General features: G+C 35.3%; 10 protein-coding genes, 1 tRNA gene and 1 pseudogene. 2 read left to right on the forward strand and 10 right to left on the reverse strand.

The window, feature by feature from the left end:
• Positions 1-373: 373 nt before the first annotated feature.
• A pseudogene (locus tag AAGD36_RS03510) lies at positions 374-1,930 on the forward strand (methyltransferase regulatory domain-containing protein); the annotation flags it as partial.
• 652 nt (positions 1,931-2,582) lie between these two features.
• Here the strand turns inward: AAGD36_RS03510 and rpoC are convergent.
• Positions 2,583-6,728 (reverse strand): DNA-directed RNA polymerase subunit beta', encoded by a 4,146-nt coding sequence (gene rpoC / locus AAGD36_RS03515; RefSeq protein WP_410521222.1) that lies wholly within the window; start codon positions 6,726-6,728, stop codon positions 2,583-2,585.
• An 83-nt stretch (positions 6,729-6,811) separates the two neighbouring features.
• Positions 6,812-10,918, reverse strand: coding sequence for a DNA-directed RNA polymerase subunit beta (gene rpoB / locus AAGD36_RS03520; protein ID WP_341754965.1), 4,107 nt, complete (start codon positions 10,916-10,918; stop codon positions 6,812-6,814).
• 181 nt (positions 10,919-11,099) lie between these two features.
• Here rpoB and AAGD36_RS03525 point away from each other — a divergent pair, with 181 nt between their 5' ends.
• Positions 11,100-11,246 (forward strand): hypothetical protein, encoded by a 147-nt coding sequence (locus AAGD36_RS03525; protein WP_341754966.1) that lies wholly within the window; start codon positions 11,100-11,102, stop codon positions 11,244-11,246.
• A 1,690-nt stretch (positions 11,247-12,936) separates the two neighbouring features.
• On the opposite strand, the gene rplL is transcribed toward AAGD36_RS03525, so the two are convergent.
• From rplL to fusA, 8 genes are all read right to left on the reverse strand, one after another.
• On the reverse strand, positions 12,937-13,305 hold the full coding sequence (gene rplL, locus AAGD36_RS03530; protein ID WP_341754967.1) for a 50S ribosomal protein L7/L12: 369 nt from the start codon (positions 13,303-13,305) through the stop codon (positions 12,937-12,939).
• Positions 13,306-13,337: 32 nt separating this feature from the next.
• Positions 13,338-13,847, reverse strand: a complete 510-nt coding sequence (gene rplJ / locus AAGD36_RS03535; protein WP_341754968.1) for a 50S ribosomal protein L10 — start codon at positions 13,845-13,847, stop codon at positions 13,338-13,340.
• 21 nt (positions 13,848-13,868) lie between these two features.
• On the reverse strand, positions 13,869-14,576 hold the full coding sequence (gene rplA / locus AAGD36_RS03540) for a 50S ribosomal protein L1 (RefSeq protein WP_341751672.1): 708 nt from the start codon (positions 14,574-14,576) through the stop codon (positions 13,869-13,871).
• A gap of 3 nt (positions 14,577-14,579) precedes the next feature.
• Positions 14,580-15,014 (reverse strand): 50S ribosomal protein L11, encoded by a 435-nt coding sequence (rplK, locus tag AAGD36_RS03545; RefSeq protein WP_341751671.1) that lies wholly within the window; start codon positions 15,012-15,014, stop codon positions 14,580-14,582.
• A 707-nt stretch (positions 15,015-15,721) separates the two neighbouring features.
• Complete coding sequence (gene nusG, locus AAGD36_RS03550; RefSeq protein ID WP_341748452.1) at positions 15,722-16,255, reverse strand: transcription termination/antitermination protein NusG; 534 nt, start codon at positions 16,253-16,255, stop codon at positions 15,722-15,724.
• A 19-nt stretch (positions 16,256-16,274) separates the two neighbouring features.
• Positions 16,275-16,475 (reverse strand): preprotein translocase subunit SecE, encoded by a 201-nt coding sequence (gene secE, locus AAGD36_RS03555; protein ID WP_341748453.1) that lies wholly within the window; start codon positions 16,473-16,475, stop codon positions 16,275-16,277.
• Between the two features lie 21 nt (positions 16,476-16,496).
• Positions 16,497-16,572: transfer RNA gene (locus AAGD36_RS03560), tRNA-Trp, on the reverse strand.
• Between the two features lie 161 nt (positions 16,573-16,733).
• A complete protein-coding gene (gene fusA / locus AAGD36_RS03565; RefSeq protein ID WP_375331905.1) occupies positions 16,734-18,809 on the reverse strand; it encodes an elongation factor G in 2,076 nt (691 codons plus the stop codon).

The following is an 18,809-nucleotide window of genomic DNA, read 5'->3' on the forward strand; positions in this document are numbered from 1 at the left end:
TGTATACTAACCTGAATTCGATTTAACAAGTTACATCGAACTTCCGTGTTATATATAGAAACAATCAGGTTTGAAGCGGCTGCCCACCTGATTGTTAAAATATAATACTCCATTCAATATGTGATTTTAATTATTAAAATCACATATTGAATGATGAAAAAAGTTAAAATGCACTCGCGTCAGCCGCTTCAAGAGTACATTTTTCCTTATAACAAAGCAAGTATCGATATAAGAATTATTAATTCTTATATCGATACTTGAGGTTATACTAGTAAAAATTTAAAGAATTGACAACAAAATACGGTGTTATCCTTGTTTTGTTTTACGTTATGGAGAATATATGACCACTAATTTAGAACTCACCTCAGCACCTCATAATACATACGATGAAGTGCCTTACGAAAGTTATCCGTACGCCTTAACCAATCCATATCACCTACGGACACTTGCTGTTTTATTTGGGATGAAACCAACAGCAATTGAAACTGCACGAATTCTAGAGCTAGGATGTGCTGCAGGCGGGAATTTAATACCTCATGCTGTTAATTATCCTAAAGCACATTTTGTTGGAGTTGATCTATCTAAAGTGCAAATAGATGAGGCTAATAAACATAAAGAAGGATTAGCTCTTAAAAATATAGAATTCCGACATTGTTCTATTACAGATATTGATGAATCATTTGGTAAATTTGATTACATAATTACTCATGGAGTAATCTCTTGGGTACCAAAATTTGTTCAGGATAAGATTTTTGAAGTAAGTAGTAAAAATTTATCAGAGAATGGAATCGCGTATATTAGTTATAATACACTACCTGGTTGGAATATGGTTCGTACCATAAGAGATATGATGCTTTATCACTCAAATACATTTAATAACATTCAAGATAAAATTGCTCAATCTAGATTGTTACTTGAATTTGTTAAGGATAGCTTGGAAACTTCCGACTCTCCTTATGCTCAAGTGTTAAAATCTGAAGCCAGTTTGCTTGCCAAACAAAATGACCATTATTTGCGTCATGACCATCTAGAAGAAGATAATGTACAATATTATTTTCATGAATTTATGGATGAGGCTAAAAAAAATAATCTACAATATCTGTCTGATTGTAGTATAGCTAGCATGTATTTAGGAAATATGCCGGCAAAAGTGGTGGAAAAATTACAAGCGATAAATGATATTGTTAGAACCGAACAATATATGGATTTCATTACCAATCGTCGATTTAGATCAACCTTACTTTGCCATAATAGTGTTAAATTAAATAGATCTATCAATAATGAGGATATTAATAAATTTAATATGACATTTAATATAGTACCAGAAAAGCCTCTTGTTGATATAGATCTTAATTCACTTGAAACAGAGAAGTTTTTTTATAATGGTAATAAGGATAGTAGTTTATCAACATCTTCTCCTTATATGAAAGCAATACTCTATACTTTCTCTGAGAATATCAATAACCCAATGAGTTTTGATAAAATTGCCGTGAGTAGCAATAAAAAATTACATGGAACAAAATTGAATGAAATAAAGGCTGAGTTCTTAGCTAATGCCATGAAATTAGTATTGCAAGGATATATTAATATAACGTTACAGGCAACTCGAAAAGAAGTAGATCTTAATAAACCTAAAGCATCAAAGCTGATCGCATATCAGGTAACTCATACACCCAATATGTGGGTAACAAACCAAAGACATGAGGTGGTAGCTATTAACCTTTTTGAAAAATTTGCTCTGCAATATATGGACGGTAAGCATGATAATAAGCAAATAATTGAATCTGTCATGCAGCATGTTAATTCTGGTGAGATGACATTAAGCCGTGACGGTAAAAAAATAGATAATATTGATGAAGTCAGTAAAGAATTAGAAACATTCTTGCAACCTACACTAACTAGATTCGTGACTAATGCTCTGCTGATTTAAAGATAAGATATATACTCGGTGAACTTCAAGAATTGGCGTTGTCGTGTCTAAAGATCTCCGCTGCTCACGTACTAATGTACGCTCCGCTGCTCGACTTTGACACTCCTAGCTCTTCTTGAAGTTGACCTTCGTCTACCAACTCTTCATTTACGAGCAGTATACTCTAGAATAGAAAATCAAGAATTGTGTTGTATCATTCGGGATAAGAATTAGTTAATTCTTATCCCGAATTGGCTTTAATATAAGGAAAAATGCATTCTTAAAGCGGCTAACGCGAATGCATTTTAAACCTTTCTAAAGCTAAAAACATGATTTTAAAAGATTAAAATCATGTTTTTAGTAAAATATTAATTTAACAATCAGATGCAGAGTCGTCTCAAATCTGATTGTTTCGATATGACAAGCTTCATGGATTGCCACGCTCACGTACGTTCGCTCGCTAATAGACATATGCGTCTATAAAACGTCTATTAGCGAGGAGACCGTAGGCAATCTATAATTTCACCGAATTTGGGATAAGAATTTGTCAATTCTTATCCCAAATTCGCGTAAATCATAGCAGTATACATAAGGTACATGAACACGCGAATCCTTGATATTTTCAAAAAACAATTCTTCCAAGCAGAAGAGTACACTCCTTATTAAAGAGAATCTATCCTAAAGTTTTCTGATAATCAACCTCTTCCTGGTCCAATTTAGCTGCAAGTTTACGCATCCTATTCATGTAAAAGCCTGTTCCTGCTGGCACTAATCTACCAACTATGACATTTTCTTTCAACCCACGCAATTTATCAATTTTTCCAGCTATAGCAGACTCCGTTAGAACTCTTGTTGTTTCTTGGAAAGAAGCAGCAGAAATAAATGATCTAGTTTGCAGCGATGCCTTAGTAATACCTTGTAGGATTGGTTGGGCTTCAGCCGGTCTTAAACCATTATCTATAGCTTTTTTATTAATTTCGGCAAATTCACGATAATCTATCTTCTCATCAACCATTAATGTCGTATCCCCAGAATGGGTTACTTCTACTTTTTGTAACATTTGACGAATTATTACCTCAATGTGCTTATCGTCAATTTTTACGCCCTGTAAACGGTAAACCGCTTGGATTTCTCCCACCATGTAGCTTGTAAGAGCTTCCACTCCCATTACCTTTAAAATATCCTGTAGAACTGGATTGCCATCAATTAACATATCGCCTTTTTTTACAAAATCACCTTCATTAACAACAACATGTTTGCCCTTTGGTACCATATACTCAATTGCTGTAGTATTATCACTTGGCTGAATAACAATACGCCTTTTTGACTTATAGTCTTTGCCAAATTCAACTCTACCATCTACTTCTGCAATAACAGCATGATCTTTTGGACGTCTAGCCTCAACAAGTTCAGCTACTCGTGGAAGACCACCAGTAATATCTTTTGTTTTGGTTGATTCCCTTGGAATACGTGATAAAATATCACCTACTGACACCTTAGCACCATCTTCAACATTTAAAATAGCATTCACTGGCATGTAATATCTAGCCTCCAAACCATTGGATAGCATAATAGTTTCTCCATTCTCATCAACTAATTGAATACGAGGACGTAACTCTGCCCCGCGTGAATATTGTTTTGATTCAATTATAACTTTGCTAGAAATACCAGTTGCTTCATCAGTGATATCACGAATTGACACTCCTTCTACCATATCCTTGAATACAACCTTTCCAGATTTCTCGGTAATAATCGGAATAGTGTACGGATCCCTCTCTACTAATTTTTGTCCTTTTTTTACCTTATCTGAATCATCGGCTATTAATCTTGAACCATACGCTACTTTATGCCTTGCTTTCTCATTATTATTAGCATCCAATAATAATAACTCACATGAACGACCCATTACGATCTTACGTCCCTCAGAATCAACAACCACATTACGACCTAAAATCTTCACTTTTGCATCATGAGAGGCTTCTATTGAAGATATTTCAACACCTTTCGTTGCAGCTCCTCCAATATGGAAAGTTCTCATGGTCAGCTGAGTACCTGGCTCACCAATTGACTGGGCAGCAATCACTCCTATTGCTTCTCCAACTGATACTAAAGAACCAGTGGCTAGATCTCTACCATAACATCTTACACATATTCCATTAATAACCTCACATGTTAGGACAGATCTTACCATTACCACATCCAAACCAGAAGATTCGATTTCTTCTAATTTTGCTTCATTAATTAATTCACCGGCTGATAGTAATAATGCATTAGTAACTGGGTGATATACTTTAATCGCAACTGTTCTGCCTAAAATTTGCTCTGCGAGCGATACAATAACTTCACCACCATCGATAATACTTCTGACTTCTATGCCTTTTGTAGTTTGACAATCTTCATCAGTAATTATACAATCTTGAGCAACATCAACTAATCTACGGGTTAAATACCCAGAATTAGCTGTTTTCAACGCTGTATCTGCAAGACCTTTACGTGCACCATGTGTAGAATTAAAATATTCAAGGACAGTAAGACCTTCTCGGAAATTAGAAATAATCGGGGTTTCAATAATCTCACCTGATGGTTTAGCCATTAAACCACGCATACCAGCTAATTGCTTAATCTGTGCTGCTGATCCCCTTGCTCCCGAAGTAGCCATCATATATATCGAATTTACTTTCTGATGATTAGGCTTATTATTAACAGGTGTCATAGCAATTTCTTTCATCATGTCATTTGCTACTTTATCCGTACATTTAGACCAAGCATCAATCACTTTATTGTATTTTTCACCGTAAGTAATTAGACCATCAGAATATTGTTGTTCAAATTCTTTTACCTCAGTCAATGTTGAATTAATATGGCTATCTTTTGATTTTGGTACAACCATGTCGTCCATACCAAAAGAAATGCCTGAGGAACAAGCATATTTAAATCCAAGTTTCATTAGTTGATCAGCAAAGATCACTGTAGCCTTTTGTCCACAGTGGCGATATACCAAATCAATAACCGCAGATATATCCTTTTTAGTCATGGATTTATTTACAAACTTAAATCCAACATTATGATTACGTGGTAATAATTCTCCTATAATTAACCTACCAAAGCTAGTATCCACTATAGTTGATACAACCTCCCCTTCAATATTAAGCACATCGCGACGAAATTTTATCTTTGAGTGAATAGTTATTACCTTATTATACAAAGCATGTTCAATCTCCGACATGCTAGCAAAACTCATCCCTTCACCAGGTTCATTGTCAAAAACCATTGTTAAATAATAAAGACCTAGTACTATGTCCTTATCAGGGACGATAATCGGACGACCATTTGCCGGACTCAATATGTTGTTTGTTGACATCATAAGTACTCTTGCCTCAAGCTGAGCTTCAATTGAAAGAGGGATATGCACTGCCATCTGATCACCATCAAAATCAGCATTGAACGCAGCACAGACTAAAGGATGTAGCTGGATAGCTTTCCCTTCTATCAGTAAAGGTTCAAAAGCTTGGATACCTAAACGATGCAAAGTTGGTGCTCTATTCAACAACACTGGATGTTCACGTATAACTTCTTCTAAAATATCCCATACTTCTGATTTCTCAGCTTCAACCATTTTCTTAGCGGCTTTTATAGTGGTAGCAATTCCATATAATTCAAGCTTTGAATAAATAAATGGCTTGAATAATTCCAACGCCATCGTCTTTGGTAAACCACATTGGTGTAACTTAAGCTCTGGTCCCACAACGATAACAGAACGAGCAGAATAATCCACTCGTTTACCAAGCAAATTCTGACGAAAACGACCTTGTTTACCTTTTAGCATATCACTAAGTGACTTAAATGGACGTTTATTAGTATTTTTCACTACTTTACCACGACGACCATTATCAAATAATGCATCGACCGATTCTTGTAACATCCTTTTTTCATTTCTGATGATAATATCCGGTGCTTTTAGTTCAAGTAGTCTCTTTAATCTATTATTTCTATTAATAACCCTTCTATAAAGTTCGTTAAGATCAGAAGTTGCAAACCTTCCTCCATCAAGCATAACTAATGGTCTAATTTCAGGTGGGATAACTGGCAGAACAGTCATAATCATCCATTCTGGCTTATTCTCAGATTCAAGAAAATCTTCAACTAACTTAAGTCTTTTAACAATCTTCTTCTTTTTAACTTCTGAAGATGTATTTAATAAATCTTCTTGCAAACTCTTCTTTAATTCAGGTAAATCAAGTTCTGTAAGCATCTGCTGAATCACTTCAGCCCCAATAGAAGCAGTAAAACTATCTTCTCCATACTCATCTTGTGCCTTTTGCAAACTGTCTTCTGATAAAAGGTCACCCTTTTGCAGAGCAGATAACCCAGGATCAACAACAACATAACTTTCAAAATATAGAACTTTTTCTAGATCCTTCATAGTCATATCTAGCAATGTACTAATCCTTGATGGTAAAGATTTCAAGAACCATATATGGGCAACTGGTGCTGCTAGCTCAATATGCCCCATTCTTTCTCTTCGGACTCTAGATGTAGTAACTTCAACACCACACTTCTCACAAGTGATACCACGATATTTCATACGTTTATATTTACCACAAAGACACTCATAGTCCTTCACGGGGCCAAAAATTCTAGCACAAAATAATCCTTCTTTCTCTGGCTTGAAAGTACGGTAATTTATTGTCTCAGGTTTCATTACCTCACCAAAAGACCATGAACGCACTTGATCAGGACTAGCAATATTAATCCTTATTTGATCAAATTGCTGAGTACTGCTTAATTGTCCGTAAAAATTTGTCATCCCTGTTGTCATAAAGATTCTTCCTTAAAAAATTTTTCAGATATAGTTTAGTAAAAAGCCTCTTGGACCTTCTGTAGCAATTGCAAAAAATATCTTTAATCTGTGCTAGTATCCTCAAGCTTTACATTTAAGCACAAGGACCTGAATTCTTTGATCATCACGTTAAACGACTCAGGAATACCCGATTCAAAATTGTTATCACCTCGGACAATAGATTCATAAATTTTAATTCTACCAACCACATCGTCCGATTTTACAGTTAACATTTCTTGTAACGTATAAGCAGCTCCATAAGCCTGCAGTGCCCAACACTCCATCTCACCGAATCTTTGACCTCCAAAATGCGACTTACCACCTAATGGTTGCTGAGTTACCAAACTATAAGGACCGATAGAACGAGCATGGATTTTATCATCGGCCAAATGATGTAATTTTAGGAAATATTTATAGCCAACTGTAACGGCACGATCAAAATACTCTCCTGTTCTACCATCAATCAACCTAATTTGACCTGATGGGTCTTGATCTGCAAGGACTAGCATTTCTTTTACATTCTCAACCTTTGCACCGTCAAAAACTGGGGTTGAGAAATATACCCCCTTATCGATATTATTACAAAACTCAATAATCTCTTGATCGGACATTTTCTTTATATTTTTTGTCGTTGAGTTATGTCCATATACCTCGGAAATAAAAGATTTAAGCTCTTCTACATCAATTTTTTTGTTATGAACTTGATCCAACATAGAAGATATTTTTTTCCCAAGATTTACTGCCGCCCAACCAAGATGAGTCTCTAAAATCTGCCCGATATTCATACGTGAAGGTAAGCCAAGTGGGTTAAGAACGATATCAACTACTGTACCATCTTCTAAAAATGGCATATCTTCTTCTGGCATAATACGAGAGATAACACCCTTATTCCCGTGTCTTCCGGCCATTTTATCTCCAGGTTGTAACTTATGTTTAGTAGCAATGAATACTTTTACAACTTTAAGAGCCCCTTGTGGTAAGTCATCACCACTTTGTAATTTCTCTACTTTGCTAGTAAAACACTTATTAAGCTTGTCTTGCTTTTCATCATAATGACGTTTAATTTGTTCAATTTCATTCATTACATTAGCATCTTCAACAATCAGTTGCCAAAATTGTCCTTTTGATAATGACTTAAGGGTTTGATCACTAATCAATTGACCGGATTTTACGGATTTAGGACCGCTAACAATTATTTGTCCTGTTAAAATCTTCTCTAAACGCATAAAAACAAAATGCTCTATGATTCGAAGTTCATCATCCCTATCTTTTGATAATTTTTCAATTTGTTGCTTTTCAATAGCTATAGCACGCTCATCCTTTTCTATTCCCCTACGAGAAAACACTCGTACTTCTACCACTGTACCAGTGATCCCAGTAGGAACACGTAAAGATGAATCCCGAACATCTGAAGCTTTTTCTCCAAAAATAGCTCTGAGTAATTTCTCTTCTGGAGTCATAGGTGACTCACTTTTAGGGGTAACCTTACCCACCAAGATATCGCCTGGTTTTATTTCTGCACCAACATATACTATACCAACTTCGTCAAGATGGCGTAAACTTTCATCACTAACATTTGGAATATCGCGAGTAATTTCTTCGGGACCAAGTCTTGTATCTCTAGCAATTATTTCAAATTCTTCAATATGAATTGAGGTATAAATATCATCTTTTACAATACGTTCTGATATTAAAATCGAATCTTCAAAATTATACCCATTCCATGGTAAAAAAGCTACTAGCACATTTCTACCAAGAGCTATTTCACCATTATCTGTACTTGGCCCATCAGCAATTACTTCACCTTTTTTTACATAATCACCAACGTTAATCAACGGCTTTTGATTAATACAAGTATTATGGTTAGATCTTTGAAATTTTAATAAATTATAAATGTCCACACTAGGTGATCCATCTGTTTTCTGCTCCTTAGTCCTTACCACTATTCTAGTTGAATCAACTTGCTCTACTATTCCATCATGCAAGGCTACAACTGAAACCCCAGAATCTTGTGCAACAATTCCTTCAATACCAGTACCAACTAAAGGGGCATCACTTCTAATAAGCGGGACAGCCTGACGTTGCATGTTTGACCCCATCAAGGCTCTATTAGCATCGTCATTTTCTAAAAATGGAATAAGTGATGCAGCAACGGAAACAACCTGCATCGGGGTAACGTCAATGTAATCTACTTCTAGAGGGGTAACCATAACAAAATTACCACCTTCAGTTCGACAGTTAATTAATTCTTCTTGTAACAAACCTTTTTGATCAACAACTGCATTAGCTTGAGCAACTTTATATTTTCCTTCTTCAATAGCTGACAAGTAAACAACTTCGTCAGTTACATGACCATCCACGACTTTTCGATAAGGTGTCTCAATGAAGCCATGCTTATTAACTCTAGCATAAGTAGCCATGGAATTAATCAAACCTATGTTCTGTCCTTCTGGTGTTTCAATTGGACAAATCCTCCCATAATGAGTAGGGTGGACGTCCCTCACTTCAAACCCTGCTCTTTCCCTGCTAAGTCCACCAGGTCCTAAAGCTGATAATCTTCTTTTATGAGTTATTTCTGATAATGGATTAGTTTGATCCATAAATTGAGAAAGTTGTGAAGTACTAAAAAATTCTTTTACTACAGAAACCAAAACTTTTGAATTTACTAAATCATGAGGCATAACGGCATCAAGATCAACCACCGACATTCTTTCAAGTACTGATTTCTCTATACGAACAAGACCAATTCTGAACTGATTCTCAATTAGTTCACCAACTGACCTAACTCTTCTGTTACCAAGGTGATCAATATCATCTATAGAACCTTTACCATCTTTTAGCTCTACTAAAACTTTAAGAATATTTTTAATATCTTCAATAGTTAAAATAGCTGTAGATTCTGGTATATTAAGTTCCAATCTTGCATTCATTTTAATACGACCAACTTCTGAAAGATCATATCTTTCATGGTCAAAGAACAAGTTGTTAAATAATGTTTTAGCAGCTTCAATATTAGCTGGTTCTCCTGGTCTTAATACCCTAAATATGTCTATCAATGCTGATTCATAATTTTGATTTTTATCAGCAAATAAGGTATTCCTTATGTAAGGACTTGATTGTGGATTTATAGCAAGTACATCGACAGACGGAATTTCAAGAGTCATAATAGAGTCCAGCATATCCATTGTGATCATTTCACCAATTTCGGCTAGTACCTCACCATTATCCGGATTAACAAGATCTTGTGCTAAATATTTGCCTACTAAATATTCACGTTCTACCAAAATATTTTTCACTCCATCTTTAGCAAATTTTTTAGCCAAACGAGGAGTAATCTTCTGACCAGATGCAAGTATGACATTGCCGGTATCCGCATCCACTAAGTCATTAACTAGCCTATGAGCAGTTATAGACTCAGGTATAAACTTTGTTGCCCAGCTTGCATTTTTGGTAAAACATGTTACCGTATCATAATAGAATTTTATAATTTCATTGGTAGACATTCCAATGGCTCTAAGAAGAGTAGTAGCATAAAGCTTTCTTTTCCTATCTATTCTAAAGTAAACAATATCTTTAGCATCAAATTCAAAATCTAGCCATGATCCTCTATAAGGTATAACTCTAGCAGAATATAGAAACTTCCCTGAAGAATGAATTTTCCCATCATCATGATAGAAAAATACGCCAGGTGACCTATGCATCTGCGATACCACCACTCTTTCTGTACCATTAATAATAAAAGTACCATTCTTTGTCATTAGGGGAATATCCCCCATATAAACTTCTTGTTCTTTAATACCTTTGATTTCTCTTGCTCCAGTATCTTCATCAATATCCCAAATACTTAATCGCAATGTGACTTTAAGAGGAGCAGCATAACTAAGACCTCTTTGAGTACACTCTTCGACATCATATTTAGGATTATCAAATTCATATTTAGCAAATTCTAAATATGCAATATTAGAGGGGTCGTGAATCGGAAAAATTGAACTTAATACTGATTGTAATCCTCTGTTTTCTCGCTCAGAATCTTTAACTCCTAATTGTAAAAAACCTTTTTCATAAGAATTTTTCTGAACCTCTATCAAATTTGGTATAGACGCTACCAAATTTATGTGACCAAAATTTTTTCTTACGCGTTTGCCAATTGATAAGGATTGCGTTGTCATATAATCTCCCGATTAATGCTTTTAATAATTTTTTATTTTGAAACCAAGTAAAAATCTACTTCAAACTTGGAATCTCACATATTACAATAGTCTCAATGTCCCCCTACGAAAGTAGCAAGGTCTAGAAAAAGCCTAGAAGGCTACTTTTTTAGATTCCACTACCTACGCTGAGATAATAGACTTGCTGCATAAATCAAAGATAGTTGAGGGATTTTTAGGAGAAACGAAGCCGGCTACCTTCGCGTACACAGACGTACGTGAGGAGCGGAGGCGAGTTTCGACGACAAAATCACCAACTAGATTGACTTATGCAGTAAGTCTAATATAGAGTTTGCTTATCCGTGTATCATACCTCGGATAACATCAACCCTAATAAAGATAACATTAAATTTGCTACTAACTTGTTACATCAAATTCAGATTATTTAATTCAAAATTAAACTTTAATTACCAATTTCTTTACCTTAACATAAACTAAATTGTTATACTCGAATGATCTGAAGAATGGGGACAACAAACAAAGGGTAAGCAAACGCAACGTAGTAAACCGTTGTTCGTACGCGAAATCCCTGCAAGTATTTGCGAAAACAATTCTTCAAAGCAGAAGAGTATACCTTAAATTTCTTTTTTAGTATTCTATATAAACTCCAAATAAAGATAAAAATCTAAAAAAGCTCGATTTAAAAATATTACTTGAATAATTTAAAGAATTAGAGCATAAAACAAGAGGGGAACGTAGCATATGTACATTAGGAATAAAAACATGCGAATACTCTGTAATTTTGCGAAACCAATTCGTTAAATTATTCAAATATAATAGGAGTGTACTTAAATGATTTGAAGAATGGGGATAATAAACAAGGGCTAAGCGAACTAGGCGTACATCTAGTACGTAAATACACAAATACCCGAAATTTTGCCACACCAATTCTTTAAAGTAGAAAAATATACTAAAATGTACAAATCTGTTTCTTATCTTCATCTGATTCAGAATTTTGGATAAATAAATACAAAGACCTATTAAAGCAAAAGAACTTTGTCTTAAAAGTTTTATAAGTTTTTGTACAAAATGTAATAGTTTATACGGGTATGATAACATATTTAGCAACATAACTCGTAAACCAAATAGAATATCACACAACAAGTTCATTTCCATTATTAACAATACAAACCTAGATTTAGTCCCAAAATGTTTCTACCAATCTATGTATATTCTAAATCTTGCGGTATATACTTAGGTAGAACTTCAAGAATTGGCGTTCCTGCGACCAAAGATCGAAGCTGCCTAGTTACTCATGTACGCCTAGCAGCTCGACTTTGCTACTGCCTAGCTCTTCTTGAAGTTATACTATCGTCTACCAACTCTTCATTTACAAGCAGTATACTCGAATGTGACTCCAAATTGAATTTGAAAATGAGGGGCGAGTCAATGGAGCGTACATAAGGTACGTGAGTACACGAGTCCCTGATATTTTCAAAAAATAATTCGGAGTCACATTCGAGTATACATATATTTATTATTGTTTTGCTTTATAAAGAAAGGCTATCACAAAACTACTACATGGGTATAACTTAAGCAGCCTAAGTATACTCTTCTGCTTTAAAAAATTGTTTTTTTAAATATCAGGGACTCGTGTACTCACGTACCTTATGTACGCTCCATTGACTCGCCCCTCATTTTCAAATTCAATTCTCCAAATCATTCGAGTATATCATCCCTGTGACGGTTAATGTCATTCCTGCCTACACGGGAATGACATCTTTTTTGTTAAAATACTGCTTAACAATAACAACCCTGTGCTTAAGTTAATACCCATAAATGGGGATTCTCATACTTACAAATGTACGCTTAATCTTTTAGCCCTTTGTCCCTATTCTTTAATCACTATACTCTATAATTAACTTAGAAAGTTATCCTAACAACCTTCACAGAGCCTAATTAATATGAACTTACACAAACAAGTTTTTAATACACCCCTAAAATAAACTCTAGGTTTTCCCGCCCGATGGTATACTCAATTACTTTAATTCAATTTTTGCTCCAGCTGCTTCTAATTTTGCTTTAAAACTTTCAGCATCTTCTTTATTTACACCGGATTTAATAGTTTTTGGGGCAGCATCTACTAACTCTTTAGCCTCTTTTAAGCCAAGACCAGTAAGTTCTCTAGTTACCTTAATTACTTCTATTTTTTTATCACCACTACTGACTAAAACAACTTCAAACGCTGTCTTTTCAGCTACTGCTTCTGATACTACAGGACCCGCCACCTGTGCTACAGGAGCTGCAGCTGTTACACCCCATTTTTCTTCTAGCATTTTTGCAAGCTCTGCTGCTTGAATTACTGTAAGTGTTGACAATTGATCTACGATTTTTACTAGGTCTGTCATAATTTTCTTCCTTTTAAAACTTTTTTATTAAATTATTCTTTATTTGCATAAGCTTGAAAAACTCTAGCAAGCTTGGCTGCAGGAGCTTGCACCACACCAGCAATTTTAGTTGCAGGAGCTTGTACCATACCAATAATTTTGCCTCTAAGCTCATTTAATGAAGGCAATTTTACAAGTTGTTGTACAGAATTCGCATCTAATACTTGATTATTTACTAAACCACCAACTATTTTCAAACATTCATTAGTTTTAGCAAATTCTACAACAACTTTCGCAGCTTCAACAGGGTCTTCAGAATATGCAAAGGCTGTCGGACCAACAAGCAAATGTACAATATCACCAATACCAGCCTTATTTGCTGCTATTTTTGACAAAGTATTTTTAACTACTTTGAACCCCGCATTTTTTGCTTTAAGAGACCTACGTAGTAGAGTTACTTGACTAACAGTAAGCCCATGATAATGAGTAATTATCACGGAATTTGACCGTTTATACACCTCTTCAAGTTCTACGACAAATTCATGTTTCTCTGATCTTAACACCTTAACTCTCCTTGTCGTATTTTACGATATACTTGCTAAATCTATTTTTACTGATGGACTCATAGTAGAAGATAGATATATTGCTTTTAAATAATTTCCTTTAGCACCAGAAGGCTTTGCTTTAACTACAGCAGATATTAAAGTTGATGCATTATCTAGCAAATCTTGTTTGGAAAATGATAATTTACCAATTCCAGCATGAATAATACCTGCCTTTTCAACCCTATACTCTACTTGACCACTTTTGGCATTTTTAATTGCCGTTACGATATCGGTAGTTACAGTCCCAAGTTTTGGATTTGGCATTAAGCCCTTTGGCCCCAAAATTCTTGCCACTGCACCTATTGCTGGCATCATATTTGGTGTTGCAATACAAACGTCAAAATTAATTTTTCCTGCTTTAATATCATCAATAATTTCTGTAGAACCAGCAATATCTGCTCCAGCCGCTTTAGCTTCTTCTATCTGCTCATCCTTACAAATCACTGCAACTCTACTAACTTTACCGGTACCAGCGGGTAGTGCCACAACACCACGCACCATTTGATCCGAGTGCTTAGGATCTACCCCTAATTTCATCACCATTTCCAAAGTAGAGTCAAATTTAGTATAAGACACAGACTTGAGTAGCTCTATTCCTTCTGCTAAAGTGCGGTTGCCAACTAGAGCTACTTTTTTTCTTGCTTCTCTAATCTTTTTGCCACCAACTAATTTTTTATCAACTAACATACATTAATCTCCTACCACTTCAAGACCCATAGATTCAGCAGTACCACGAATAATTTTAGCGGCAGCTATTAAATTATCAGTATTAAGATCTACCATTTTAATTTTTGCAATTTCAATGCAATCTGACATTGTAACCTTACCAACAAATGCTTCTTTTTTAGTAGCACTGGAACCTTTAGGAATTTTAGCAAATTGTTTTAAGTAATACGATGCTGGAGAAGTCTTAGTTACAAAAGTAAAACTATTATCTTCATAAGCAGTAATCACGACTGGGATAGGAGTCCCTGGTTCAATAGCTATCGTCGCAGCGTTAAACGCCTTACAAAACTCCATAATATTAAGTTTCTTCTGACCAAGTGCAGGACCAATAGGTGGGGATGGATTAGCCTTACCTGCTGGCACAGTTAACTTAATATAAGAGGTTATTTTTTTTGCCATTATAATCTTATCCTTACTTATTTAATTAATAGCTTTATTCACGTGAGCCTTGTCAATACACTCTCGTTCCTAGCTAAAAGCATTGCCCGCATGAATCACTAGTATGTCATTCCCGCTTCGGTAAGGAATCCATAATATCTAATAGCCTTTGCAGGCTATTTTTTGGATTCCCACTTTTAGCTAGGAATGATATCGTTTTTGACCTTGTAAGTACCATACTAACGTTACCGTTTTTGATCCACGCTAGTAAAGCATTCCCACGTAGGCAAGAATCTAAAAAAGCAGCCTAAAAGACTATTAGACCCCAACTTACGTTAGGATTACATCACACGGTAATATTATATCGAATTCAGCTTAACCTCAGTTCGATCACAAATTAATACTAGGCTTAGTATCATCCCTATTAGTGCTAATGTCACCCCGCATAGGCAGAGGTCTAAAAAAGTCTAAACAACCTAGAAGGCTCTTTTTAGATACCAGCTTACGCTGGGATGACATAGAATTTGCTTAAGTTGACACTCATGCACCTTTAGCTAGGATGCTAGAGACAATAAACTGCATACTCTTCTGCTCCTACGAATTGTTTTTTGAAAATATCATGGATTCGCATGCGTAACTATACTAGATGTACGCTACGCCTGCTCACCATTCATTTTCAAATCCAATTCATAGGATCATTTGAGTACACACCCTACCCTAAACAAACCCTAATTATTTTTCTTAACCTGCGTAAAATTTAGTTCTATAGGAGTTGCTTTACCAAAAATAGATATAGACACACGCAATCTATTTTTGTCATAATCAATTTCTTCTATAACCCCTGTAAAAGTCTCAAACGGACCGTCAGTAACAATTACTGCCTCACCAATTTCATATAATTTCGAAACCCTAGCATCTTTGGTTTCAGCTTCCAGTTTACTAAAAATATTTTGTATTTCTTTTTCGCTAAGGGCTTGTGGTGTACTTTTACCACCTAAAAAACCTGTAACCTTAGTTACACTTTTTACCAAATGCCAAGAATCATCTGTCATATTCATTTTAATCAGAATATAACCAGGCATAAATTTCTTTTCTGTCTTAACGTTTTTACCACGTTTAACTTCAGGTACTTCAATAACCGGAACAACGATATCCTCAAAAAACTCCGACATACCCTGTTTAGCAATTTGATCGAGAATCATTTGCTTTACACGCTTTTCTGAGCCTGATAATGTATGAATAACGTACCACTGCACCACAATTTTTCCCTAAACCTATTCTTTACTTCCCAATATTAAGTAAAACTTGCATTATGCTATGTATACCGTAGTCTAACACCAAACAAATTATACTAAAAATAAATACAGCCACCACTACTATAAGAGTTGAAGTTATCAACTCTTTCTTACCAAGCCAAACAATTTTATAAACTTCTTGCTTTACTTGCTCGTAAAATTTGTAGACTCTATTTTCCTTTAACATATTATACGAACTCATTATAGTTGGCAGGAGCGACAGGAATCGAACCCGCAACCTTCGGTTTTGGAGACCGACGCTCTACCAATTGAGCTACACTCCTATCATATTTTTATCAAAAAGTCAAGTGTTTTAATTTCAATAAAATTCTTACTTATTCGAATGATGCCATTAGCCAAGGCAATTTAAAAGTCACTTCTCATTTTTGATGTCATATATAATATCATATTATACATGATACACTAAGCTATCTTAATAATTTTTTTATTTCTTAGCTTTAATAGTTTCGGCCACCTGTAATGGTACTTGCTCATAATGAGAAAAAACCATACTATATTGAGATCTACCTTGTGATAAAGATCTCAAAGTACTAACATACCCAAACATCTCGGCCAATGGCACATTTGCAGTTATAACTTGTGCATTACCTCTTGGATCCATACTTTGCATTTGCCCTCTACGACTGTTTAGATCACCAATAATATCCCCCATATACTCATTAGGAGTAATTACTTCAACTTTCATAATTGGTTCAAGTAATTTTGGATTACCTTTTGGCATACCTTCTCTAAAAGCAGCTTTTGCAGCAATCTCAAATGCAAGTACACTTGAATCTACATCGTGAAACGCTCCATCTATCAAGGTTGCTTTAAAATCAATCATTGGATAGCCGGCAACTACACCTGTATCTTTTATATTATTTAGACCCTTTTCAACACCAGGAATAAATTCTTTGGGTATAGATCCTCCAACAATTTTGCTTTCAAAAGCAAATCCTGTTCCAGCTTCTTGAGGTTCAAATATTATTTTAACCCGTGCAAATTGCCCAGCTCCACCAGATTGCTTTTTATGAGTATAATCAATTTCACAAGGCTTGGTAATTGTTTCTCGATAAGCTACTTGTGGTGCTCCAATGTTAGCCTCAACTTTAAACTCACGTTTCATACGATCAACCATAATCTCTAGATGCAGTTCACCCATACCTTTAATAACAGTTTGACCGCTTTCCTGATCAGTTGATACTCTAAAAGATGGATCTTCAGCAGCTAACCTAGACAATGCCATTCCCATTTTTTCTTGATCAGCAGTTGATTTTGGCTCTACAGCTAATTCAATAACCGGTTCAGGAAATTCCATTCTCTCCAAAATAACCTGCTTATCCGGATCACACAAAGTATCACCAGTAGTGGTATTTTTAAGACCAGCTAGAGCAACAATATCTCCTGCAAAAGCTTCTTTAATATCTTCTCTTTCATTAGCATGCATAAGAAGCATCCTACCTACTCGTTCTTTTTGGTCTTTTACCGTATTAATGACAGTAGCACCTGAACTAATCTTACCAGAGTAAATCCTGATAAATGTAAGAGATCCCACAAATGGATCGGTCATTACCTTAAAAGCTAAAGCAGAGAAAGGTTCAGATGCTGATATTTTAAAATCTTTTTCTTCTCCAAAATTAATATCTATTCCCTTGACTATTCCAATATCGATTGGTGAAGGTAAATAGTCAACAACCGCATCTAGCAAAGGTTGCACACCTTTATTTTTAAAGGCACTACCACATAACACAGGAAAAAAGACTCGGTCAATCGTTCCTTTCCTTATTACTACTTGAATTTCTTCCTCAGTAAATTCTTCACCTGATAAATATTTCTCCATCAAATGATCATCAGCCTCAGCAACCATTTCAATTAGCAAAGCACGATATTCTTCAGCCTTTTCTAACATATCAGCAGGGATTTCTTGGTACGAATATTCAGCTCCAAGAGATTCATCCTTCCAAATTATTGCCTGCATCTTGATTAAATCAATAACTCCTTTGAAATTCTCTTCAATACCAACTGGCAACTGAATTACTAGAGGTTTTGCACCAAGACGATCTTTAATCATTTCTACACATTTGTAGAAATTAGCACCCATTCTGTCCATTTTATTGACAAAGCACATTCTAGGTACTTTATATTTATCAGCTTGTCTCCAAACTATTTCTGACTGAGGTTCAACACCGGCCACACCATCAAATACCGCCACCGCTCCATCTAAAACACGTAAAGACCTTTCTACTTCTATAGTAAAATCTACGTGACCTGGAGTATCAATAATGTTAATCCTTATATTTTTCCAGTAACAGGTAGTAGCAGCAGAAGTAATGGTGATACCACGTTCCTGCTCTTGTGCCATCCAATCCATAGTGGCACCACCTTCATGAACTTCACCAATTTTATGTGATTTTCCTGTATAAAAGAGAATACGCTCGGTTGTAGTAGTTTTACCAGCGTCAATATGAGCACAAATACCTATATTACGAGTATTAGCAAGAGAAAATTCTGTAATCGCCAT

The organism is Candidatus Tisiphia endosymbiont of Ptychoptera albimana, from assembly GCF_964026605.1.
Classification (GTDB): Bacteria; Pseudomonadota; Alphaproteobacteria; order Rickettsiales; family Rickettsiaceae; genus Tisiphia.